The 19,508-nt window shown below is 68.1% G+C and carries 20 protein-coding genes and 2 tRNA genes; 11 read left to right on the plus strand and 11 right to left on the minus strand.

Features of this window, described 5'->3' with window-relative positions:
• Positions 1 to 14: 14 nt before the first annotated feature.
• Positions 15 to 965, minus strand: coding sequence for a hypothetical protein (locus AC07OH_RS15895; protein ID WP_495301328.1), 951 nt, complete (start codon positions 963 to 965; stop codon positions 15 to 17).
• Positions 966 to 1,084: 119 nt separating this feature from the next.
• Positions 1,085 to 1,912 (minus strand): sulfite exporter TauE/SafE family protein, encoded by an 828-nt coding sequence (locus AC07OH_RS15900; protein ID WP_495301329.1) that lies wholly within the window; start codon positions 1,910 to 1,912, stop codon positions 1,085 to 1,087.
• A 99-nt stretch (positions 1,913 to 2,011) separates the two neighbouring features.
• On the opposite strand from AC07OH_RS15900, the gene AC07OH_RS15905 reads away from it, so the two are divergent.
• A complete protein-coding gene (locus AC07OH_RS15905) occupies positions 2,012 to 2,776 on the plus strand; it encodes an AraC family transcriptional regulator (protein WP_495301330.1) in 765 nt (254 codons plus the stop codon).
• A 33-nt stretch (positions 2,777 to 2,809) separates the two neighbouring features.
• On the opposite strand, the gene AC07OH_RS15910 is transcribed toward AC07OH_RS15905, so the two are convergent.
• Genes AC07OH_RS15910 through AC07OH_RS15920 form a run of 3 tightly spaced genes read right to left on the minus strand, consistent with a single transcriptional unit; the run spans position 2,810 to position 5,861 of the window.
• Positions 2,810 to 3,781: a Bug family tripartite tricarboxylate transporter substrate binding protein gene (locus tag AC07OH_RS15910; protein ID WP_495301331.1), complete on the minus strand. Its 972-nt coding sequence runs from the start codon at positions 3,779 to 3,781 to the stop codon at positions 2,810 to 2,812.
• A gap of 49 nt (positions 3,782 to 3,830) precedes the next feature.
• Positions 3,831 to 4,781, minus strand: a complete 951-nt coding sequence (locus AC07OH_RS15915; protein ID WP_495301332.1) for a PDR/VanB family oxidoreductase — start codon at positions 4,779 to 4,781, stop codon at positions 3,831 to 3,833.
• A gap of 3 nt (positions 4,782 to 4,784) precedes the next feature.
• A complete protein-coding gene (locus AC07OH_RS15920) occupies positions 4,785 to 5,861 on the minus strand; it encodes an aromatic ring-hydroxylating dioxygenase subunit alpha (protein ID WP_495301333.1) in 1,077 nt (358 codons plus the stop codon).
• Positions 5,862 to 5,969: 108 nt separating this feature from the next.
• Between AC07OH_RS15920 and AC07OH_RS15925 the strand changes: the two genes are divergently transcribed.
• The 6 genes from AC07OH_RS15925 to AC07OH_RS15950 all read left to right on the plus strand — a co-directional run bounded on the left by AC07OH_RS15925 (position 5,970) and on the right by AC07OH_RS15950 (position 10,247).
• On the plus strand, positions 5,970 to 6,938 hold the full coding sequence (locus AC07OH_RS15925) for a LysR family transcriptional regulator (RefSeq protein WP_492677744.1): 969 nt from the start codon (positions 5,970 to 5,972) through the stop codon (positions 6,936 to 6,938).
• Positions 6,939 to 7,054: 116 nt separating this feature from the next.
• Positions 7,055 to 8,101 carry an SAM-dependent methyltransferase gene (locus AC07OH_RS15930; RefSeq protein WP_495301334.1) on the plus strand — a complete coding sequence of 349 codons (1,047 nt, stop codon included), beginning with the start codon at positions 7,055 to 7,057 and terminating at the stop codon, positions 8,099 to 8,101.
• Positions 8,098 to 8,901 (plus strand): DUF1295 domain-containing protein, encoded by an 804-nt coding sequence (locus AC07OH_RS15935; RefSeq protein WP_495301335.1) that lies wholly within the window; start codon positions 8,098 to 8,100, stop codon positions 8,899 to 8,901. Before AC07OH_RS15930 ends, AC07OH_RS15935 begins: the two co-directional genes overlap by 4 nt.
• A gap of 62 nt (positions 8,902 to 8,963) precedes the next feature.
• Positions 8,964 to 9,434 carry a DUF4124 domain-containing protein gene (locus AC07OH_RS15940; RefSeq protein WP_495301336.1) on the plus strand — a complete coding sequence of 157 codons (471 nt, stop codon included), beginning with the start codon at positions 8,964 to 8,966 and terminating at the stop codon, positions 9,432 to 9,434.
• Between the two features lie 29 nt (positions 9,435 to 9,463).
• A complete protein-coding gene (locus tag AC07OH_RS15945; RefSeq protein ID WP_495301337.1) occupies positions 9,464 to 9,928 on the plus strand; it encodes a ribonuclease HI family protein in 465 nt (154 codons plus the stop codon).
• A gap of 64 nt (positions 9,929 to 9,992) precedes the next feature.
• On the plus strand, positions 9,993 to 10,247 hold the full coding sequence (locus AC07OH_RS15950; protein ID WP_099795789.1) for a DUF3297 family protein: 255 nt from the start codon (positions 9,993 to 9,995) through the stop codon (positions 10,245 to 10,247).
• 46 nt (positions 10,248 to 10,293) lie between these two features.
• On the opposite strand, the gene AC07OH_RS15955 is transcribed toward AC07OH_RS15950, so the two are convergent.
• Positions 10,294 to 11,280 carry a DUF2272 domain-containing protein gene (locus tag AC07OH_RS15955; RefSeq protein ID WP_495301338.1) on the minus strand — a complete coding sequence of 329 codons (987 nt, stop codon included), beginning with the start codon at positions 11,278 to 11,280 and terminating at the stop codon, positions 10,294 to 10,296.
• Positions 11,281 to 11,432: 152 nt separating this feature from the next.
• On the opposite strand from AC07OH_RS15955, the gene AC07OH_RS15960 reads away from it, so the two are divergent.
• Positions 11,433 to 12,434: an alpha/beta hydrolase gene (locus tag AC07OH_RS15960; protein ID WP_495301339.1), complete on the plus strand. Its 1,002-nt coding sequence runs from the start codon at positions 11,433 to 11,435 to the stop codon at positions 12,432 to 12,434.
• 5 nt (positions 12,435 to 12,439) lie between these two features.
• On the opposite strand, the gene AC07OH_RS15965 is transcribed toward AC07OH_RS15960, so the two are convergent.
• Both AC07OH_RS15965 and AC07OH_RS15970 read right to left on the minus strand, forming a co-directional pair.
• Entirely contained in the window at positions 12,440 to 12,724 is a 285-nt protein-coding gene (locus AC07OH_RS15965) for a hypothetical protein (RefSeq protein WP_495301340.1), read from the minus strand.
• Between the two features lie 124 nt (positions 12,725 to 12,848).
• Positions 12,849 to 12,924 (minus strand) — tRNA-Lys (locus AC07OH_RS15970).
• Positions 12,925 to 13,075: 151 nt separating this feature from the next.
• On the opposite strand from AC07OH_RS15970, the gene AC07OH_RS15975 reads away from it, so the two are divergent.
• Positions 13,076 to 13,783 carry an SDR family NAD(P)-dependent oxidoreductase gene (locus AC07OH_RS15975; RefSeq protein WP_495301341.1) on the plus strand — a complete coding sequence of 236 codons (708 nt, stop codon included), beginning with the start codon at positions 13,076 to 13,078 and terminating at the stop codon, positions 13,781 to 13,783.
• A 76-nt stretch (positions 13,784 to 13,859) separates the two neighbouring features.
• Here AC07OH_RS15975 and AC07OH_RS15980 read toward each other — a convergent pair.
• A tRNA-Ala gene (locus tag AC07OH_RS15980) sits at positions 13,860 to 13,935 on the minus strand.
• 88 nt (positions 13,936 to 14,023) lie between these two features.
• Between AC07OH_RS15980 and AC07OH_RS15985 the strand changes: the two genes are divergently transcribed.
• Positions 14,024 to 14,890, plus strand: coding sequence for an alpha/beta hydrolase (locus tag AC07OH_RS15985; RefSeq protein ID WP_493194152.1), 867 nt, complete (start codon positions 14,024 to 14,026; stop codon positions 14,888 to 14,890).
• Between the two features lie 36 nt (positions 14,891 to 14,926).
• Here AC07OH_RS15985 and AC07OH_RS15990 read toward each other — a convergent pair whose 3' ends face one another.
• Positions 14,927 to 15,904 carry a GMP reductase gene (locus AC07OH_RS15990; protein WP_495301342.1) on the minus strand — a complete coding sequence of 326 codons (978 nt, stop codon included), beginning with the start codon at positions 15,902 to 15,904 and terminating at the stop codon, positions 14,927 to 14,929.
• Between the two features lie 220 nt (positions 15,905 to 16,124).
• Positions 16,125 to 16,778, minus strand: coding sequence for an OmpW/AlkL family protein (locus tag AC07OH_RS15995; RefSeq protein WP_495301343.1), 654 nt, complete (start codon positions 16,776 to 16,778; stop codon positions 16,125 to 16,127).
• A 202-nt stretch (positions 16,779 to 16,980) separates the two neighbouring features.
• On the opposite strand from AC07OH_RS15995, the gene AC07OH_RS16000 reads away from it, so the two are divergent.
• Positions 16,981 to 19,428, plus strand: a complete 2,448-nt coding sequence (locus AC07OH_RS16000) for a UvrD-helicase domain-containing protein (protein WP_495301344.1) — start codon at positions 16,981 to 16,983, stop codon at positions 19,426 to 19,428.
• Positions 19,429 to 19,508 lie beyond the last annotated feature (80 nt).

Raw genomic sequence — 19,508 nt, forward strand, 5'->3', positions numbered from 1 at the left:
GGCCGATGCCGCGCTCAGGCCAGCCCGAGCTCCTTGGCCTCGGCTTCGTAGTTCGGGTACGACGCCTTCATCGTCGCGCCATTGAGGATCATCTCGGCCACCAGCGTGCGCGACGGCATCTCGTACACCTGGGTGCGTATCCACACGGACTCGGTGCGCGCGCTTTCGCTCAGCGCGATGATTTCGCGCTCGAGTTCGTAGTCCTGGTCGACGAAGAGCGGGCCCTTGATCAGGCGAATCTCCTGCCCGGCGAACAGGCCCACCGCCGGCTTGCGGCCGCTCAGTTGGGCTTCGGCGCTGGTGGAGCCGAGCAGCACGCTGATCATCTCGGTCGGGATGATGGCCCGGCCCCACGGCGAACCCTTGCCGCCTTCGGGCGTGTACCAGTCGCTGGGCTCGGTGATGACCTTGAGCTTGTCCGCCAACGTGAAGGGGTAGTGGTCGCCCATGTGCTGGTCGAAGCCCATGCGGATCTTCTCGACGACGGCGCCGCGTTGGCCCACGCGCAGGTCGCGGTTGATGACCAGGCCCTGGGCCGGGCGCAGCTTCGCGATGCGCTGGCGCAGCTCGTGCGGGTGCTGCGATGCATCGCCGATCGATGCGGTGCCGGTCAGCACTGGCGTGCCGTCGGCCTTCTCGGCACGCAGGCGCACGAAGGTGGCGCCGGGCGCGGGCAGGTCGACAAAGGCACGCACCGATTCGCCCTCGACCACCATGTTCTGGTAGTGGGCGCTGATGCAGCCGGTCTCGAACCAGGCCTGGCCGAACACGTGGAACAGCAGGGGATCGAACTGGCTGAAGTGCGTCGGCCCCTCGATCGGCCCGGCGCGCAAGCCCAGGTTTTCCGCCGTCGCGTCGTCGTGGATCGATTTGTGGTCGTCGTAGGTCTGGTCGGCCAGCATCTGGCGCGGCTGGCGCAGCGGGCCGCACAGGCCCAGGGCGGTGGTGGTGAAAGGCGAGGTCATGGGGGGAGGGCTCCGTGTAGCAGGCGGCGGGCGGCAGTCGAATTCGCGATGATGGCAAAGACTGTGCGCCGCGCCTGTCGCCTAGGGAACGCCTGATGCGGCCGCGCAGGCCCACGCGGTCAGCGCACCACCATCGCCAGGAAAACCACGATCAGCAAGGCCAGGTAGACCTTGGCGTGGAGTCGGTCCGGAATGCGCCCGATCCACAGTGCGGCGACGCGAATGCCGATCCAGGAGCCCACCACGAGCGTCGCCGCTGCGCGCACGTCGACGTACCCCAGATGCCATGGCCCGAACGACGGCGTCGATGTGGTCGACAAGGCCACGTAGGTGGCCGTGCCCGCCAGCGCCACCGGCAGGGACAGCGGGTTGGCCATGGCCGTCGCGCGGCGCATCTCGATGCCGCGACGGCGCATGAGGGGCACCGTCATCACGCTGCCGCCGACCCCGAGGAATGCGGCGATCCCACCGATCACCAGCCCCGACAGCGTCGTGGCCGTGGCAGAGGGCGCGGCCTTGGGCGCCGCAGCCGGCGAAAGAAAGCCGGGCCGGAGCCAGCAGTCCCCGATGGTCAGCGCAAGGTACGCCGCAAATGCCCAGCGCAGCCATTCCCCATGCACCGCGGTGGCGGCCAGCGCACCCAGCACCGCGCCGGCACCCAGGGCGCCCAGCAGCGGGCGGACTTGCGACCAGTCGAGCGTCCCTGCACGCTGATGACGCCAGGTCGCCAGTAGTGCGCCGAAGATCATCACGCACGTGGAGGTGGCGACGGCGATCTGCATGGCCGACTGCCCGACGGCGCTGTCAGGCCCGTTCAGCTGGGACAAGAGCTGGTACAGCAGCGGGACCACGACGAACCCACCGCCGAAACCGAACAGCACGGTGGTGACGCCCGTCAGGCATCCACACACCACCAACAACAGATACAACGACACGAGCAACTCCATCGACACAGAAAGAAGCCTCGAGGCTAGAGCGGGGTGGCTTGGCGCGCGTGCGCGCTTCGGTCAACAATATTTGCGTTCCGGCCAACCCACCGATTCGCTGTGCGCAACCAGTCCCTCGACGCTCTCGACCTCACGCCGCGTGCCGTTCTGGCCATCGGCACCGACTATGCGCCGGGCACCGTGCTCGAAATGCACAGCCATCGCCGCGCCCAGTTTCTTTACGGCGCGACCGGGCTGATGGAGGTGGGCACGGACGACGGCGCGTGGGTCGTTCCGCCCCACAGCGGCGTGTGGATTCCCGCCGGCAAGCCGCACCGGGTGAAGATGGTGGGCGTCAGCACCCGCAGCCTCTACATCGAGCCCGCGTCGGCACCGCGCGGCGGTTCGCTGTGCGAAGTGCTGGCGGTGTCGCCCTTGCTGCGGCAGCTGCTGATCGAGGCCATCGACGTGCCGGCGCTGTATGACGAGCGGGGCCGCGATGGCTTGTTGATGTCCCTGGTGCTGCAGGAGGTGCGCCGTGCGGCTGCATTGCCCTTCTTTGCGCCGCTGCCCAGCGATCAACGCCTGGCGGCGTTGTGCATCGCGTTCCTGCACCAGCCCGACGTGCGCACGCCTCCGCTCGCCTGGGCACGGCAGCTGCACCAGAGCGAACGCACGTTCAGCCGGTTCTTTCGCTTGCACACGGGCATGACGTTCGCCGAATGGCGCAGCCAGGCCTGCCTGCTTTCGGCCATGGCCCAGTTGGCCACGGGCCAGTCGGTGACCACCGTGGCGCTTCAGCTGGGCTACGACAGCCCGGGGGCCTTCTCCACGATGTTCCGAAAGCGGCTCGGGCAGAAGCCGTCGGCGTTCATGGCGACGTGACGTGCCTCATGGGGCGCGGGGCGGTCGCCTGCCTCATTGCGCCTCGACGCCCAGGTCGCGCATCCGCCGGGTGATGACGTTGAACTCCTCCTTGTACGACGCCGCGAACTGCTCGGGCGTGCTGTTCATCATCTCGAAGCCACGACTCACGAACAGCTGGCTGACGTCGGGCGAACCGACGATGGCGCGCACCTCGCGGGCCAGCTTGTCGACGATGGGCTGCGGCGTCTTCGCCGGTGCCAGCAGTCCGACCCAGACGTTGGTGTCGTAGAGCGGGTCCTTGAAGCCCAGCTCGCTCATGGTCGGGACCTGCGGGAGCGTGGTGGAGCGCTGGCGCCCCAGCACGGCCAGCGGCACGACCTTGCCCGTCGGCACATGCTGCATGGCGCTGGGCACCGACGACAGGCCGAGGTCGATGGTGCCCGACAGCAGGTCGGTCACCACGGGCCCTTCGCCGCGCTGCGGCACATGGACCATGCCGGCATTCAGTGCGCGGTTGAGGCTCTCGCCGGCCAGGTGGCCCAGCCCGCCGACGCCCCAGGACCCGTAGCTCAGTTTCGCGCCGCCCTTGGCCACCTTGGCCTTCAGGTCTTCGATGCTCTTGATGCCGGTGCCGGGGTGCGTGGAAATCAGCGCCGGGCTGCGCACCACCTGCGTGACGCCGACGAAGTCCTTCTGCGGGTCGTAGGCCAGGGTCTTGAACAGCGCCGTGTTGTTGATCTGCGAATCGGTGATGGTCATCAGCAGCGTGTAGCCGTCGGGTTTGGCGCGGCCGACTTCGCCGGCGCCGATGGCGCCCGCCGCGCCCGCTTTGTTGTCCACCACCACCGGTTGTCCCATCGATTTCGAGAGGCGATCGCCGAGGGTGCGCGCGACGAAGTCGGTCGCACCGCCGGCCGCGTAGGGCACGACGAGGCGGATCGGCCGCGAGGGGTAGCTTTCCTGCGCGGCGATGGGCAGCGCCAGCGTGATCGCTGCGCAGGCGGCCGTCATTTTTCTGAACATGGTTGTCTCCAGTGGTGGGGTTGAGTTGTCTGCTTGTTATTGGGGGGCGTCAGAGATCGAGAACGAGCACGGCGCTGCGTGCGCGGGACACGCAGGGCAGGATGCAGGTGTGGCGGTCGCGCTCCTCGTCGCTGAGCACGAAGTCGCGGTGCTCGGCCTCGCCTTCGAGCAGCGGCACCTCGCAGCTGCGGCACATGCCTTCGCGGCACGAGAAGGGAACGCTGACGTGGGCACCTTCCAGTGCATCGAGCAGGCTCTGCTGCGGCGCGACCTCGATCCGCTGGCCGCTGCGATGCAGCACCACGGTGAAGCTGCTGGCCGGCGCCGCGGGAGTGGTTGGTTCCGGCGGCGTGAAGCGCTCGAAATGGGTGGCCGCCTTGTCGATACCGACAACACCTGCGGCTGTGCCGACCGCATTCATCAACCCTTCCGGGCCGCAGCAGTAGACGTGGGCGCCCGGGGCCGCGCCGGCCAGCCAGCCCGCCAGATCGGGCGGCGTGCCTGCCGCTTCCTGGTCCACGTGCAGCTGCACGCGGTCGTGGTGGCGCGCCAGCGTCCACGCGTAGGCGGCACGGGCCCGCGTGCGCACGCAGTACAGCAGCTTCCAGGGCCTCGCGTGGGCCTCGCACCAGAGGATCATGCTCAGGAGGGGCGTGATGCCGATGCCCCCGGCCACGAACAGATGCTCGGTGGCGGCCGGGTCGATGCCGAACAGCGCGCGCGGCGCGCCCACCTCGAGCACATCGCCCACGGCAAGGCGCTGGTGAACGAAGGCCGAGCCGCCGCGCGAGGCTGGCGCCAGGCCCACGCCGAGCACGTAGCGGTGGCGCTCCAGCGGCGAGTTGGCCAGCGAATACTGTCGGCGGATGTCGCCGGGCAGCAGCAGGTCCACATGGGCGCCCGCGGTGAAGGGCGGCAGCGCGGCACCGTCCTGCGCACGCAACTCCAGGCCGAGCACATCCTGCGCCTCGTGCGTGAGGCGGGTGACGACGAGCTTCATGGCTCAGGCCTTGACGGGTTCGGGCGCTGCAGTGGAAGCAGGGCGGGTCGCAGCTTCTTCGAGCGCCTCTTCTTCCAGCCGGCGCGAGACCATCCAGCGGAACTGGTTCAGCGCGGCGTCGATGCCGAAGGCCATCATCTTGAAGTCGGGCGCCAGCGCCAGGCTCTTTTGCTGCGCGGTGATGATGTCGCGGTCTTCATCGAAGGCGTCCACCACGGCCTGGTGGATCGAGTGCGTGACCTCGGGTTGGTCGATGGCGAAGTTGTGGGGATGCGCGAAGAAGTAGTGGGTGGAGTTTTCCGTCTCGGGCGTGATGGCCTGGCAGCCGCGAAACTCGATCGCGCCTTCGCGATTGCCTTCGGCGGCGCCCTGGCCGGTGGGCGCCATGCCGGAGTCCATCAGCAGGATGGCGGGGAGGGTGAAGTTGTAGATGTTCCACCGGTCGACCCTGCTGCCCCAGTCCTTCACCGCCTGGGCGAACGGCGGCGGCTCGGTGTCGAGGGCCCAGCGGGTGATGCGCACGCCGTGGTCGATGCGTTCGACCTTGGGCTGCGCGGCGGCGTAGTCCGCACTGCCTCCCAGCGTGGTCGGGTGCACGAAGGGCAGGTGGGAAAAGTCCAGCAGGTTGTCGCAAATCAGCAGGTAGTTGACGTCGTAGTGGATGTAGCCGTCCAGGCTGCGCCAGTGCGGGTCGTCCAGCCAGGGCGTGTCAGGGATCAGCGCCGGGTCGGCCTTGTCGGCGGCACCCATCCAGATCCAGACCCAGCGGTGGCGTTGCACCACGGGAAAGGTGCGCACCCTGGCCTGGATGGGAATGCGCTTCTGGGCCGGCGCCTCGATGCACTGGCCCGAGGCGTCGAACTTCAGGCCGTGGTACATGCAGCGCACGCAGTTGCCTTCTCTCCGTCCCACCGACAGGGGCGCGCCGCGGTGGCAGCAGCGGTCTTCCATGGCGACGATCTCGCCGTCGTCCTTGCGGTACATGAGAACGGGCACGCCGATGATGGTGCGGGCGAACAGGCCCTGCGGCGTGAGCTCGTTGTCCCAGGCAGCCACGTACCAGGTGTTTTGGATGAACATGGGGCGTCTCCTTTGTTGTTCGCCGCGTTCGGGTCACGGCATGGGCACAGCGTAGGGCGAGGGTTCTCATGTATCAACGTCATGCCAGTCATTCCTAGAATGCGCCGCATGCATGCGGAAAACCTCGACCTGAACCTGCTGGCGGTCTTCGACGCGATGTTTCGCGAGGCCAATGTCACGAAGGCCGCGCAGGGCCTCGGGCTGACGCAGAGCGCGATGAGCCACGCGCTCAACCGGCTGCGCGCTTTTTTCGACGACCCCTTGTTCGTCAAGGTCGGCAGCCGCATGGCACCGACGCGCAAGGCCGAGGGCATGCGCGCCGCGGTGGTCGAGGTGATGGCCACCGTGCGCCAGCAAATCCTGGCCGGCGCCCGCTTCGAGCCTGCGCTGGCGCAGCGCATCTTCACCCTGTGCCTGACCGACATGGGCGAGCTGGTGTTCCTGCCCCCGCTGCTCGAGCGCTTCAAGAAGGAGGCGCCCGGATGCTCGCTGCGCACGCTGCAGGTGCCGCTTGAGCAGGTCGAAGGGCTGCTTGCGTCAGGCGAGGCCGACCTGGCGGTGGGGTCCATCCGTGCGGCGCCCGAAGGGCTGTTTCATCAGCGCCTGTTCCTGCACCCCATCGTGACCATCGCCAGCACGCGGAACAAGGACATCGGCGCCACCCTCACGCGCGAGCGCTTCGAAGCGATGCGGCATATCGTGGTTTCGCTCACCGGCCATCTGGCGGAGAGCTACGACAAGGTGCTGGAAGACCAGGGCGTTCGCCGCACCGTGGCCGTGACGACGCCCCACTTCCTGATGGTTCCGCTGCTGATGGACCAGCACCCGGATCTGCTCGCGACCGTGCCGCGCGAGCTGGGGGAGGTCTTCGCCCGCATGGGCACGGTGCGCATCTTCGAGCCGCCGGTGCCCGTGCCCCAGTTTCAACTCAACCAGCACTGGCATCCGCGCTTTCATCACGACCCGGCCGTGGTCTGGCTGCGCGATGTGATGAAACATACCTTCGAGCACTACCCGCACATCACCACGCAGGCCGCTCCCCCGGCCAGGAAGAGGGTGCGAACCCCGTCGCGTTGACGCTCGCGGCGGCATCGACTTTCTCTCCACCGCGAACCTCATCCAAAACCAGTTTCCCCGCGTACAGGTGCCTGTGGCACGCTTCCCGACGTGCCTTTGCCGAGGAGCACACCGTCATGCCGCAGGACATTGCATTCGCCATCCGCTGGGTCGAACGGGGCCTGGTGCCCGACGCCGTGGTGCGCCGGGGCATCCGCCGCCTGCTGCGCGAGCGGCTGACCGAGCTGCACGCCGGCAACGCGCTGGCAGCGGCCGAGCTGACGCAGGACTTCGTTGCCGGCATGGGCGCGGCGCACCTGGCGCCGCTGCCCGAGAAGGCCAACGAACAGCACTACGAAGTGCCGGCCGCCTTCTTCGGCGAGGTGCTGGGCCAGCACCGCAAGTACAGCAGCTGCTACTGGCCCGAAGGCACGCGCACGCTCGAAGAGGCCGAGGCCGCCGCGCTGGCCACGACCTGCGAACGTGCCGGGCTGGCCAACGGGCAGGACGTGCTGGAGCTGGGCTGCGGCTGGGGCTCGCTCACGTTGTGGATGGCCGAGCGGTATCCGGGCAGCCGGATCACGGCGCTGTCGAATTCGCAGTCGCAGCGCGCCTACATCGAGGCGCAGGCGGCGCAGCGCGGGCTGGGCAACGTGCGGGTGCTCACGCAGGACATCAACCGCTTCGACACCGACCAGCGCTTCGACCGCGTGGTGTCGGTCGAGATGTTCGAGCACCTGCGCAACTGGCCGCAGGCCTTCGCCAACGTGGCGCGCTGGCTGCGGCCGCAGGGGCGCTTCTTCATGCACGTGTTCGCGCACCGCGAGGCGCCGTATCCCTTCGAGGTGCGCGATGCGAGCGACTGGATGAGCCGCTACTTTTTCTCGGGCGGCATGATGCCCAGCGACGACCTCGCGCTGTACTGCCAGGACGACCTGCGCTTGCTGCGCCGCTGGCGCTGGGCCGGCAACCACTACCAGCGCACGGCCGAGGCCTGGCTGCGCAACATGGACGAGCGGCGCGAGGCGCTGCGTCCGCTGTTCCAGGCCACCTACGGCGCCGACGCCGGCCTGTGGTGGACGCGCTGGCGGCTGTTCTTCATGTCGGTGGCGGAGCTCTTCGGCTTCGAGCAGGGACAGCGCTGGTGGGTGAGCCACTACCTGTTCGAGCCGCGTCGCGCATGAGCACGCTGCAGATCGCGCTCGCGGGGCTCGGCTGGACCGCGGTGCTGGCCGTGCTGACGTGGCTCGCCAGCCTGGCGCGGCGCGATGCGAGCCTGGTCGACCGCGTGTGGTCCGCCTGCATCGCGGGCGCGGGCTTCGTGTACCTGGCGCTGCTGCCGTCGACCGGTGCGCGCGGGTGGTGGATGGCTGTGCTCGCGGGCGCGTGGGCATGGCGGCTGGGCGTGTTCATCACGTGGCGCAACTGGGGCCACGGCGAAGACCGCCGCTACCAGGCGATCCGTGAACGCAACGCGCCGCACTTCGGATGGAAGAGCCTGTACCTCGTGTTCGGGTTGCAGGCGGTGCTGGCGTGGGTCGTGTCGGCGCCGCTGTTCGTGGGCATGGCGGCGGTGCCCACGTCGCTGGGCTGGCTCGACATGGCGGGCATCGCGTTGGCGTTGTGCGGCATCGGTTTCGAGGCCGTGGCCGATGCGCAGATGGCGCGCTTTCGTGCCGACCCGGCCAACCGGGGGCAGGTGATGGACCGCGGGCTCTGGCGTTACAGCCGGCACCCGAACTACTTCGGCGAGGCCTGCGTCTGGTGGGGCCTGTGGCTGATCGCGATGGCCGGCGCGGGTTGGGCCGGGGCGTGGAGCGCGGTGTCGCCGGTGCTCATGACCTGGCTGCTGCTGCGCGTGTCGGGCGTGCGGATGCTCGAGGCCGACATCGGCGAGCGGAGGCCCGCGTACCGCGACTACATCGCGCGCACGCCGGCCTTCGTGCCGGGGCCGCGGCGGCGGTCTGTCGACGAGAAGGCGTGAGCGGCCCCCGCGCTTTCTTTCGCTTGTTCGCGCGGCCGCGCACTGTTACAAAGGGCGTCTCCATGCGCTCGCCCACCTTCCTTCTTGTTTCATTGCTCTGGCTCGTCGTGGCCGCACCGGCCGCGCAGGCGGAGGTGGTGCGCTGCACCGACGGCGACGGCCGCATCGTCTACACCGACGGCACCTGCCCGTCGGGCACCAAGCAGTCGCGGCAGCTGCGGATCGACGAGCCGCCGCCCGCACCGCCGCGTGCCCCTAGCGAGGAGGCCGAGCCTCGCCGGCCGGACTACGCGGCACCGTCCGCGCCGCCGTCGCAGCCCGCGCCCTCGGGGCCGGCGATCATTCCGCGCTACCCGGTGGGCGAGGCGCCCGCGGTCGATCCGGCACCGACCTACATCTGGGGCGGTGATCCGTACTACGGCCCGCCGCGTCCCGGGTATCACCCCCGGCCGCCGCGTCCGCCGCACGACCCCGGGCCGCCGCCCGGTCAGCGGCCTTGCAATCTCGCGGGCATCAAGCGCAGCAACTGCTGAGCGCGTTCGTCGCCTTTGCCTTTTTCTTCATGACCGTTGCTGCGCCTGAGCGCCTTCCCCCGTGGGTCGTCCATTGCGACGGCAGTGCCATGCCGAACCCCGGACGCATGGGCGTCGGTGTCGTCATCACCCAGCCCGACGGCACCCGCCACACCTTCTCGCAGGCCACGCACACCACGGGCTGCAACAACGAAGCCGAGCTGCGGGCGCTGACGCTCGCGCTGCGCGAACTGCAGGCGCGCGGCGCCACGGCGGTGCAGGCCTTCAGCGACAACAGCACGCTGGTCGAACAGCTGAGCGGCGGGGCCGACGTGCGGCCGATCGTGCGCATGGCGCCGCTGTTCGACGAGGCGCGCACGCTGCTGCAGGGCTTCGACGAAGCGCACGTGCAATGGATTCCGCGCCACCGCAACGCCGAGGCCGACGCGCTTGCGCGGGCCGCGCTGGGCTTCGGGCCGAAGCCGCCCGCCAAGGCCTGGAAGAAGCGGCGGTAGACGCTGCGAAGCGGGGAGGGCGGCAGGTTCTATCATTCGGGTCGATTCAGAAACCCGTTTCCCCATGACCGAAGAAGCCACCTCCAAGCCCGCATTGCCCGATCACCTCTCGACCGATCCGCGCAGCCCGCACCACATTCCCGCCATTTTCGAGCACCCCATCGGCATCCGCTTCAACGGCAAGGACCGCCTGGACGTCGAGGAATACTGCATCAGCGAAGGCTGGATCAAGGTGCCGGCCGGCCGCACACTGGACCGCAAGGGCTATCCGCTGCTGATCAAGCTCAAGGGCGCTGTCGAGGTGTACTACCGCGACTGATGGCTGGCGGCGCATCGCCGCCGTTCCTGCTTCTCTTCTCTTTCTTTCAACGCCACTGCAGCAGCAGCGACCACGGCTGCCGGCTCATGTGGCGATCGACGCACGCCACGCCACCCGTCGTGCAGCCTTCGGGCAGGTAGCTCGGGTCCAGCAGCCGCGTGCCGGACGTGAAGGCCAGGCGCCGCCACGTGACCGACTGCAGCACGTTGCCACCCACGGTGTCGAAGCCCGCGTCGTCCACGTTCACCACCACATCGCAGTGCATCGGCAACGGCGCGCCGCCTGTGGGGCGTCCGGCCAGCACCTCACCGATCTTTTCGAAGCTGTCGAGCGCAGCACCGCTTGCGCCGCGCGCCTGGCAGACCAGGTCGCCCGGGCGCGGCGGCGTGCGCATCAGGTCGCAGGCGCGCAGGGCCTGTGGCGTCGCGAGGCCCGCCGCTTCGTCGAGGCCGGCCTGCCATGCGGCGCCCGCGTAGTCGACGTGAGCCTCGGAAAAGACGAACTCATCGGCACCGAGACCGGCCTCGCGTGCGACCCAGCTGATGAACGCGGCGGACCAGGGCGTGTCGATCACCGCGACGCGTTGCAGGGCCACCTCGAGGGCGCGCTGGTCCGACGTGTCCAGTCCCTGGTCGGGGCCGACGCCCAGGCCCTGCAGGCGCGCGGTGCTCGCCTGGTTCAGCGCCTCGGTCAACAGCGTGCGGTCGGCCGCGCGCAGGGCGCCGAAGCGCACGAGGTAAGGCAGCCGTTCGTTCGGCGGATCGACCGCGCGCCAGTAGCGCAGCACGCGTTGCCACGCGGGCAGCGCGCCGGGCGCATGGCGCGTGTCTTCCGCTTCCGAATCGCCGGACTCGGTGAGCCGGCCTTCGGCATCCATCGTCTGGCCGCCGAAGGCCGAGTGTTCCTGCCGGGCCAGCGCCGCCATCGCCAGGGCGCGGGACGGTGGCGGGATGTGCGAGGCCGTGGCAAGGCAACCGGCGGCGGCCGTTGCGAAGGCCGGCATTGCCGTCAACGCCAGGGCAGCGAACAGCATGCGCGCGGCGTGGCGGGGCGCTTGTCTGTGAGCGGAGGAGAGTGGTGGCGGCATGTGAGGCGAGCATAGCGGGGGCGTTCGTGCAGCAAGCCAAGCAGAATGCGGGCTGCGCACCCTGAAGCGCCGGGCCGTCCGGTGCAGGCGCCCCCACGGTGAAGCTCAAGAAGATCCTGCTCCGCACCATTGCCGTCATCGCCGGCCTTGCCATCGTGGGCTATGCCGCATTCCAGTGGAGCCCGTGGCCCTCGGTGCTGATGATCCGCTACGCCTTCGGCAAGGGATCGGACGCCGCATCGCAGTCGCTGCAAAAGCATGTGCCGCCCGGCATCTCGGCGGTGCTCGACCAGCCCTACGACGAAGCCGACCCGGATGCCTACCTCGACGTGTTCCGTCCGGCCTCGGCGGGCACCCAGCCATTGCCCACCATCGTGTGGGTGCATGGCGGCGCCTGGGTCTCGGGCCACCGGCGCGACGTGGCCAACTACGCGCGCGTGCTGGCGGGACAGGGCTTCACCGTGGTGGCGGTCGGCTATTCGATCGCGCCCGGAGAAGGCTATCCAGTACCGGTACGGCAGGTGAACACGGCGTTGGGCTATCTCGTGCGTGAGGCAGCGAGGCTAGGCGTGGACCCGGCGCGGCTCGTGCTGGCCGGCGACTCTGCAGGGGCGCACATCGTCGCGCAGGTTGCGAACGCGGTGGCCGTGCCGGGCTACGCGAAAGCCGTGGGCCTCACGCCCGTCATCGCACGCGAGCAGCTGCGCGGCATGCTGTTGCACTGCGGGGCCTACGACGCGGCGCAGGCCAAGCTTGACGGCGCGTTCGGCGGCTTCCTGCGGACCGTGTTCTGGTCGTACAGCGGTAGCAAGGATTTCCAGAACGCGCCGGCCTTCGAGACCGCGTCGGTGCGCCGCTATGTGACCGGGGCTTTTCCGCCGTCGTTCATCACCGCGGGCAACGGCGATCCGCTCGAAGGGCAGTCGCGGTCGATGGCGCAGACGCTGGCCGCGAAGGGCGTGCAGGTCGACAGCCTGTTCTTCCCCGCCGACCAGACGCCGGCGTTGCCGCACGAGTACCAGTTCAACCTCGACGATGCGCCGGGGCGACTTGCCTTGGAGCGCTCGTTGCAGTTTCTTCGGCGCGTCACGGCGCCGTAGCTGCGTCAGCCCTGGGGCTTGCTCGGCAGATCGCCTTCGCGCAGCTTGCGGCCGACCCACATCAGGCCGGTTTCATAGTCGGCGCTGCCGACCTGGACGCCGCCCACGGTGCGCAGCGCGCCGGTGCCGTCATCGGTGGCCGGGCCTTCGCCTGTGAGGTCGCCGGGGACCAGCAGGCGGCCGTCTTTCAGGAAGTCGGCAATGCGCAACTGGCGCATGCCGCGGCCCCAATGCCAGTGCTGCTTGAGGTCGAAGGATTTCGGCGATGGCGCAGTTTTGGATTTCTTCACGGGATGTCGAGATGGGGCTTGCGAAGGGTAGCGTTGGCGCAAGCAAACGCACAAGCGAACGCACCATGAAAAAAGCCTGCTACCTTGTGGGTAGCAGGCTTTCCAGCGTTTCCGCGATGTTGGTTGGTGGGCCCTGAGTGACTCGAACACTCGACCTACGGATTAAGAGTCCGCTGCTCTACCAACTGAGCTAAGAGCCCTTGCTTTGAAAACTGTTAGTGTTTTCTGGCAAGACCACGAGTATATACCAATCTTTTTGGGACTTCAAAAAATTTCTGCACATTTGTACGACGGCGTTAGGATGCGCGACCTTCGGGGCCCGACCCCATCCCTGTCAGAGGAGAAATTTTGATGAGCGATGCAAGCAACACCCCCCATGTCCTGATCACCGGCGCCGCGGGCGCGCTGGGCCGGGCCGTGACCCAGCACTTTCTTGACCAGGGCGCGCGGCTGGCGCTGGTCGATCACCACGCCGGTCGCCTGGCCGAAGTCTTCCCGGGCCTGGACAACTCGCAGCACCTGCTGCTGGCCGGCGACGTGACCTCGGCGCCCGACATGGCCGCGCTCACCGGCCAGGTGCTGCAGGCCTTCGGCCGCGTCGACGCGCTGGTGCACATTGCCGGCGGCTTCGAGATGGGCGAGGCGACGCATGCGCTCACGCGTGCGAGCTGGGACCGGATGATGAATCTCAACGCCTGGTCGTTCGTCGCCGTGACGCAGGCCGTGCTGCCCTCGATGATCGAGCGCCGCGCGGGCCGCATCATCGCGGTGACGGCCAAGGTGGCGGCGCGCGGCCTGCCGGCGATGGCGGCTTACATCGCATCGAAGAGCGCGCTGCAGCGGCTGGTGGAATCGATGGCGGCCGAGGCCGCGCCGCACGGCGTGAACATCAACAGCGTGGCGCCCAGCGTGCTCGACACGCCGGCCAACCGCCAGGCGATGCCCGACGCGAATCCGGCCGAGTGGGTTTCCACGACGGTCGCGGCGCAGACCATCGGCTTCCTGGCATCGCCGGGCGCCGCGGCGCTGCACGGCCAGCACCTGACGCTCGACGCCTGACATTTCCCGTCGGCAACGCACAGCTGCAAACGAAAAAGGCCTTGGCGATTGCCAAGGCCTTTTTTGCTGGGTCGGTTGGTGGAGAGGATGAGGATCGAACTCACGACCTCCGCATTGCGAACGCGGCGCTCTCCCAGCTGAGCTACCCCCCCAACACAGCTCGCATTTTATCGAGCTGCGCCTTTCCATGCACGCTGTCGTGCCAAGATGCCGGCTGGAAAAACTAGGAGCAAGCACCGCATGGAAGCGCACGATCCCGCCTGGCTGGAAGGCATGTACAACAACCTGGCGCGGGTGAAGGACCACCCCGCGTACTTCGCGCGCTGGGGGCGCGATTCCGCCGCGGCGCGCGACACCCTGCCGTGCCGCATCGATGTGCCCTACGGCACCGGCCCGAACGAAACGCTCGACGTCTTCCCGGCGCCCGTGCCCGATGCGCCGGTGCTGGTCTTCATCCACGGCGGCTACTGGCGCGCCATGGACAAGAAGGACCACTCGTTCATCAGCCCCGCCTTCCACGACCGCGGCATCTGCGTGGTGCAGCCCAACTACGCGCTGTGCCCGGGCCCGGTCGACCAGCCGGTGACGGTGCCGGGCATCCTGCTGCAGATGGTGCGGGCGCTCGAATGGACGTGGCGCCATGTGGCGACCTATGGCGGCGACCCGTCGCGCATCACCGTCGCGGGGCATTCCGCGGGCGGCCACATGGCGGCGGCGTTGCTGGCCTGCGACTGGAAGGCGGTGGCGCCCGATCTGCCCGCGCAGCTGGTGCGCAATGCGTTGTCGGTGTCGGGGTTGTTCGATCTGCGTCCGTTGCAGCGCACGCCGTTCCTCGAGCACACGCTGAAGCTCACCGATGCCGACGCGCGGCGCGCGAGCCCGGCGCTGTGGCCCGCGCCGGCGCGCGGCCAGCTCTATGCGGCGGTAGGGGGCAACGAGAGCGCCGAGTTCATCCGCCACAACGCGATGATCCGCGAGGCGTGGGGCCGTCACACCGTGCCGGTGTGCGAGGTGCTGCCGGGGCTGGACCACTTCGGCGTGGTCGATGCGCTGGCCGATCCGGCGCATGCGCTGCACCGCTACGCGGTGCAACTGCTCGAGGCCTGAAAGAAAAGAGACGGGCGGACAGGCCGCCCGTCGCGCTTACATCAGCAGGTGTTCGCCGGCGTTGTCGCCGCCCAGCGTGACGTAGTTGACCTTGCGGATGTCCATCAGCGTGCGGCCGCCCGCGTAGCTGATCGAGCTCTGCACGTCCTGCTCCATCTCGACCAGCGTGTCGGCCAGCTTGCCCTTGAGGGGCTCGAGGATGCGCTTGCCTTCGACGTGCTTGTATTCGCCCTTGTTGAAGTCGCTGGCCGAGCCGTAGTACTCCTTGAAGAGCGTGCCGTCGACGTCGACCGTCTTGCCCGGCGACTCTTCGTGGCCCGCGAACAGCGAGCCGATCATGACCATCGACGCGCCGAAGCGGATGCTCTTGGCAATGTCGCCGTGGTCGCGGATGCCGCCGTCGGCAATGATGGGCTTGGTCGCCACGCGCGCGCACCACTTGAGCGCCGACAGCTGCCAGCCGCCCGTGCCGAAGCCGGTCTTGAGCTTGGTGATGCAGACCTTGCCTGGGCCGATGCCGACCTTGGTGGCGTCGGCGCCCCAGTTCTCGAGGTCGATCACGGCTTCGGGCGTGCCGACGTTGCCGGCGATCACGAACGACTTGGGCAGCTTGGCCTTGAGGTAGCCGATCATGTTCTTCACGCTGTCGGCATGGCCGTGCGCGATGTCGATCGTGATGTATTCGGGCACGAGGCCCTGGGCCACCATCTGGTCGACCGTGTCGTAGTCGGGCTTCTTCACCCCCAGCGAGATCGAGGCGAACACGCCCTTGCCCTGCATGTCTTTCACGAACTGGATGTTGTCCAGGTCGAAGCGGTGCATCACGTAGAAATAGCCGTTCTGCGCGAGCCACAGGCAGATCGACTCGTCGACCACCGTTTTCATGTTGGCAGGCACTACCGGCAGGCGGAAGGTGCGTTCGCCCAGCGTGACGCTGGCGTCGCATTCCGAGCGGCTTTCCACGCGGCATTTGCGCGGCAGCAGAAGGATGTTGTCGTAATCGAAGATTTGCATGACCAGGCTCCAGAAAGGAATCGTTGAGTGGAACGAATGAGCGCTTGGTCCGGCCGGTTCTCGTGGTCGCGTCATGAAAATGACGGCCAAAAAAAACCGGACGCAAGAAACTTGGGCCCGGTGATTGATTTTACGGCCATGGCGATGATGCGCAAGTTGCCGGGTCGTATTGACCCTATGGGTTGCTGCGTATACCCGACGGCCGCAGTGCGGTTCTTCGTCAAAACCGGTAGCCGATGCCCACGCCGAACAGCCACGGGTCGACCTTCACCGTCGACAGCTGCACGCCGTTCATGTTCACGGCGCTGCGGATGCGCAGCTTCTTCACGTCGAGGTTGAGGTAGGTGTTCTTCGCCACCTCGATGTCGACGCCGGCGCCCAGCGCGAAGCCGAAGCTTTCGTTCTGCAGCTGCAGGCGGCCGACCGTCGGCACCTGCAGGTTGACGCTGCTCAGGCGCGTGTAGTTCAGGCCCGCGCCGATGTAGGGGCGGATCTTCGCGGTGGGCATGAAGTGGTACTGCAGCATGAGCGAGGGCGGCAGGTGCTTGAAGGTGCCGATGTCCACCGGGCCGCCCAGCGCGCTCTGTTGCACGGTGACCGTCTGTTTCTGCGGCACCGTCAGCACCAGCTCGGCGGCGATGTTCGGTGTGAAGAAGTAGGTGACGTCGAGCTCGGGAATGGTCTTGCTGTTGACCGTGATGGCATCGGCCGGAATCGACAGGTCGGCCACCGGGGCCGAGTGGTTCGCCGGCTTCAGGTACACGGCGCGGGCGCGCACCAGCCAGTTGCCCTGGGCTTCCTGCGCCGCAGCCGGCAGGGCGGCCATGGCGCCGAGCAGGGCGGCGATGCAGGCGGGGGCGAGTTTCTTTTGCATGTGTTCTCCAGTCGTGACGGCCGGCGCGCAGGGCCGGCAACTGGAAGGCAGTCTCCCGCCGGGCACTGCCGCCTCGCTTGATCTGTCGCAAGCGCGGCGGGCCGGCGCACGCCAGTGGGCACTGCCTTGATCCAGGTCATGCCCGCAGGGGCAAGCGCGCCCGGCGGGGCCCTGGGCGGGGCAGCTTTCTACAATGGAGCCCATGCTCCCTCACGACCTGTTTCCCGGCGCGTCCGCAGCCGATACGGGCGGCCCTGCCTCGCCGTTGCTGAACAACCTCAACGCCGAGCAGCTTGCTGCCGTCACGCTGCCCGCGGGCAACGCGCTCATCCTCGCCGGTGCCGGCTCCGGCAAGACGCGGGTGCTCACCACCCGCATCGCGTGGCTGTTGCAGACGGGGCAGGTGTCCGCCGGCGGCATCCTGGCCGTCACCTTCACCAACAAGGCCGCCAAGGAAATGATGACGCGGCTGACCTCGATGCTGCCCGTCAACGTGCGCGGCATGTGGATCGGCACCTTCCACGGCCTGTGCAACCGCCTGCTGCGCGCGCACTGGAAGCTGGCCAACCTGCCCTCGACCTTCCAGATCCTCGACACGCAAGACCAGCTCTCGGCCATCAAGCGCCTGATGAAGCAGTTCAACGTCGACGACGAGCGCTTTCCGGCCAAGCAGACGCAGTGGTTCATCGCCGGCGCCAAGGAAGACGGCCTGCGCCCCGGCGACATGCAAGCGCGCAGCGACGACGACCGCAAGAAGGTCGAGCTCTACCAGCTGTACGAAGAGCAGTGCCAGCGCGAAGGCGTGGTCGACTTCGGCGAGCTGATGCTGCGCAGCTACGAGCTGCTGCGCGACAACGATCCGGTGCGCGAGCACTACCAGCGGCGCTTCCGTCACATCATGGTCGACGAGTTCCAGGACACCAACCGCCTGCAGTACGCGTGGCTGAAGATGCTCTCGGGCCACACGGCGGCCGGCGGCCACTTCACGCCGGGCGAGCACAACAGCGTGATCGCCGTGGGCGACGACGACCAGAGCATCTACGCCTTCCGCGGTGCGCGCGTGGGCAACATGACCGACTTCGTGCGCGAGTTCGACGTGCGCCACCAGATCATCCTGGAGCAGAACTACCGCAGCTACAGCAACATCCTCGACTCGGCCAACGAGCTCATCAGCCACAACAAGAAGCGCCTGGGCAAGAACCTGCGCACCGAGCAGGGGCCGGGCGAACCGGTGCGCGTGTACGAATCGCCCACCGACCTCGCCGAGGCGCAGTGGATGGTCGAGGAAATGCGCCAGCTCGCGCGCGACGGCTTCGACCGCAAGGAAATGGCCGTGCTCTACCGCAGCAATGCGCAGAGCCGGGTGATTGAAACGGCGCTGTTCAACGCCTCGGTGCCGTACCGCGTGTACGGCGGCCTGCGCTTCTTCGAGCGCGCCGAAATCAAGCATGCGCTGGCCTACCTGCGCCTGCTCGAGAACAAGGACGACGACACCAGCTTCCTGCGCGTCGTCAATTTCCCGCCGCGCGGCATCGGCGCGCGCACGCTCGAAAGCCTGCAGGACGCGGCACGCGCCGCCGGGCGTTCGCTGCACGACGCGGTGAGCGCGGTCGGCGGCAAGGCCGGCTCGAACCTCACGGCCTTCGTCGCCAAGATCGACGTGCTGCGCGAGCAGACGCAAGGCGTGAGCCTGCGCGAGATCATCGAGCTGGTGCTCGACCACAGCGGCCTCGTCGAACACTACAAGGCCGATCGCGAAGGCGCCGACCGCCTCGAGAACTTGGACGAACTCGTGAACGCGGCCGAAAGCTTCGTCACGCAGGAAGGCTTCGGCCGCGATGCCGTGGCGCTGCCGGTCGACGAACTGCGCCAGTCGCCCGCCAGCCAGGGGCTCGACCCCAGCCGGCCGGTGCTCGACGAGCCGCTGGCACCCGATGCCGAGACCGGCGAAACGCTGAGCCCGCTCGCGGCCTTCCTGACGCATGCGGCACTCGAGTCGGGCGACAACCAGGCGCAGGCCGGCCAGGACGCGGTGCAGCTCATGACCGTGCACGCCGCCAAGGGCCTGGAGTTCGACTGCGTGTTCATCACCGGCATGGAAGAGGGTCTGTTCCCGCACGAGAACTCGATGAGCGATTTCGAGAGCCTCGAGGAAGAACGGCGCCTGATGTACGTGGCGATCACGCGGGCACGCAAGCGCCTGTACCTTAGCCATTCGCAGACGCGCATGCTGCACGGCCAGACCCGCTACAACGTCAAGAGCCGCTTCTTCGACGAGCTGCCGGAAAGTGCGCTCAAGTGGCTCACGCCGAAGAACCAGGGCTTTGCGCCCTCGGCCTTCGGTTACGGCGGCGGCTACGGCAGCACGCGTGGCGGTGCCGGGGGCTACGGTGGGGGCGGCGGCAACCGCTACGGTGGTGGCGGCAGCAGCGCCGGCAAGGACACCTTCGCCAGCCCGCCCGTGCCACCGCAGAAGACCGCGCCGTCGCACGGTTTGCGTTCAGGCATGCAGGTGTTCCACAACAAGTTCGGCGAGGGCACGGTGACCGCGCTCGAAGGCACCGGCGACGACGCGCGGGCGCAGGTGAAGTTCGCGCGCCACGGCGTGAAGTGGCTGGCGCTGTCGGTGGCGAAGCTCACGCCTGTTTGAATTTGCTACAAAATTTGTAGCTGACTGCAAAGACGGGCCGGGCGTTAGAACGTCTTTTCTCCTGTAGCAGTCGTACACTC

It is taken from the genome of Variovorax sp. GW821-FHT10C12 (assembly GCF_059415405.1).

What these genes read in the sequence shown, in the direction of transcription:
- AC07OH_RS15895 (WP_495301328.1), bottom strand. Translation starts at nt 965, where the DNA reads ATGACCTCGCCTTTCACCACCACCGCCCTGGGCCTGTGCGGCCCGCTG.
- AC07OH_RS15900 (WP_495301329.1), bottom strand. Translation starts at nt 1,912, where the DNA reads ATGGAGTTGCTCGTGTCGTTGTATCTGTTGTTGGTGGTGTGTGGATGC.
- AC07OH_RS15910 (WP_495301331.1), bottom strand. Translation starts at nt 3,781, where the DNA reads ATGTTCAGAAAAATGACGGCCGCCTGCGCAGCGATCACGCTGGCGCTG.
- AC07OH_RS15915 (WP_495301332.1), bottom strand. Translation starts at nt 4,781, where the DNA reads ATGAAGCTCGTCGTCACCCGCCTCACGCACGAGGCGCAGGATGTGCTC.
- AC07OH_RS15920 (WP_495301333.1), bottom strand. Translation starts at nt 5,861, where the DNA reads ATGTTCATCCAAAACACCTGGTACGTGGCTGCCTGGGACAACGAGCTC.
- AC07OH_RS15925 (WP_492677744.1), top strand. Translation starts at nt 5,970, where the DNA reads ATGCATGCGGAAAACCTCGACCTGAACCTGCTGGCGGTCTTCGACGCG.
- AC07OH_RS15930 (WP_495301334.1), top strand. Translation starts at nt 7,055, where the DNA reads ATGCCGCAGGACATTGCATTCGCCATCCGCTGGGTCGAACGGGGCCTG.
- AC07OH_RS15935 (WP_495301335.1), top strand. Translation starts at nt 8,098, where the DNA reads ATGAGCACGCTGCAGATCGCGCTCGCGGGGCTCGGCTGGACCGCGGTG.
- AC07OH_RS15940 (WP_495301336.1), top strand. Translation starts at nt 8,964, where the DNA reads ATGCGCTCGCCCACCTTCCTTCTTGTTTCATTGCTCTGGCTCGTCGTG.
- AC07OH_RS15945 (WP_495301337.1), top strand. Translation starts at nt 9,464, where the DNA reads ATGACCGTTGCTGCGCCTGAGCGCCTTCCCCCGTGGGTCGTCCATTGC.
- AC07OH_RS15950 (WP_099795789.1), top strand. Translation starts at nt 9,993, where the DNA reads ATGACCGAAGAAGCCACCTCCAAGCCCGCATTGCCCGATCACCTCTCG.
- AC07OH_RS15955 (WP_495301338.1), bottom strand. Translation starts at nt 11,280, where the DNA reads ATGCTGTTCGCTGCCCTGGCGTTGACGGCAATGCCGGCCTTCGCAACG.
- AC07OH_RS15975 (WP_495301341.1), top strand. Translation starts at nt 13,076, where the DNA reads ATGAGCGATGCAAGCAACACCCCCCATGTCCTGATCACCGGCGCCGCG.
- AC07OH_RS15985 (WP_493194152.1), top strand. Translation starts at nt 14,024, where the DNA reads ATGGAAGCGCACGATCCCGCCTGGCTGGAAGGCATGTACAACAACCTG.
- AC07OH_RS15990 (WP_495301342.1), bottom strand. Translation starts at nt 15,904, where the DNA reads ATGCAAATCTTCGATTACGACAACATCCTTCTGCTGCCGCGCAAATGC.
- AC07OH_RS15995 (WP_495301343.1), bottom strand. Translation starts at nt 16,778, where the DNA reads ATGCAAAAGAAACTCGCCCCCGCCTGCATCGCCGCCCTGCTCGGCGCC.
- AC07OH_RS16000 (WP_495301344.1), top strand. Translation starts at nt 16,981, where the DNA reads ATGCTCCCTCACGACCTGTTTCCCGGCGCGTCCGCAGCCGATACGGGC.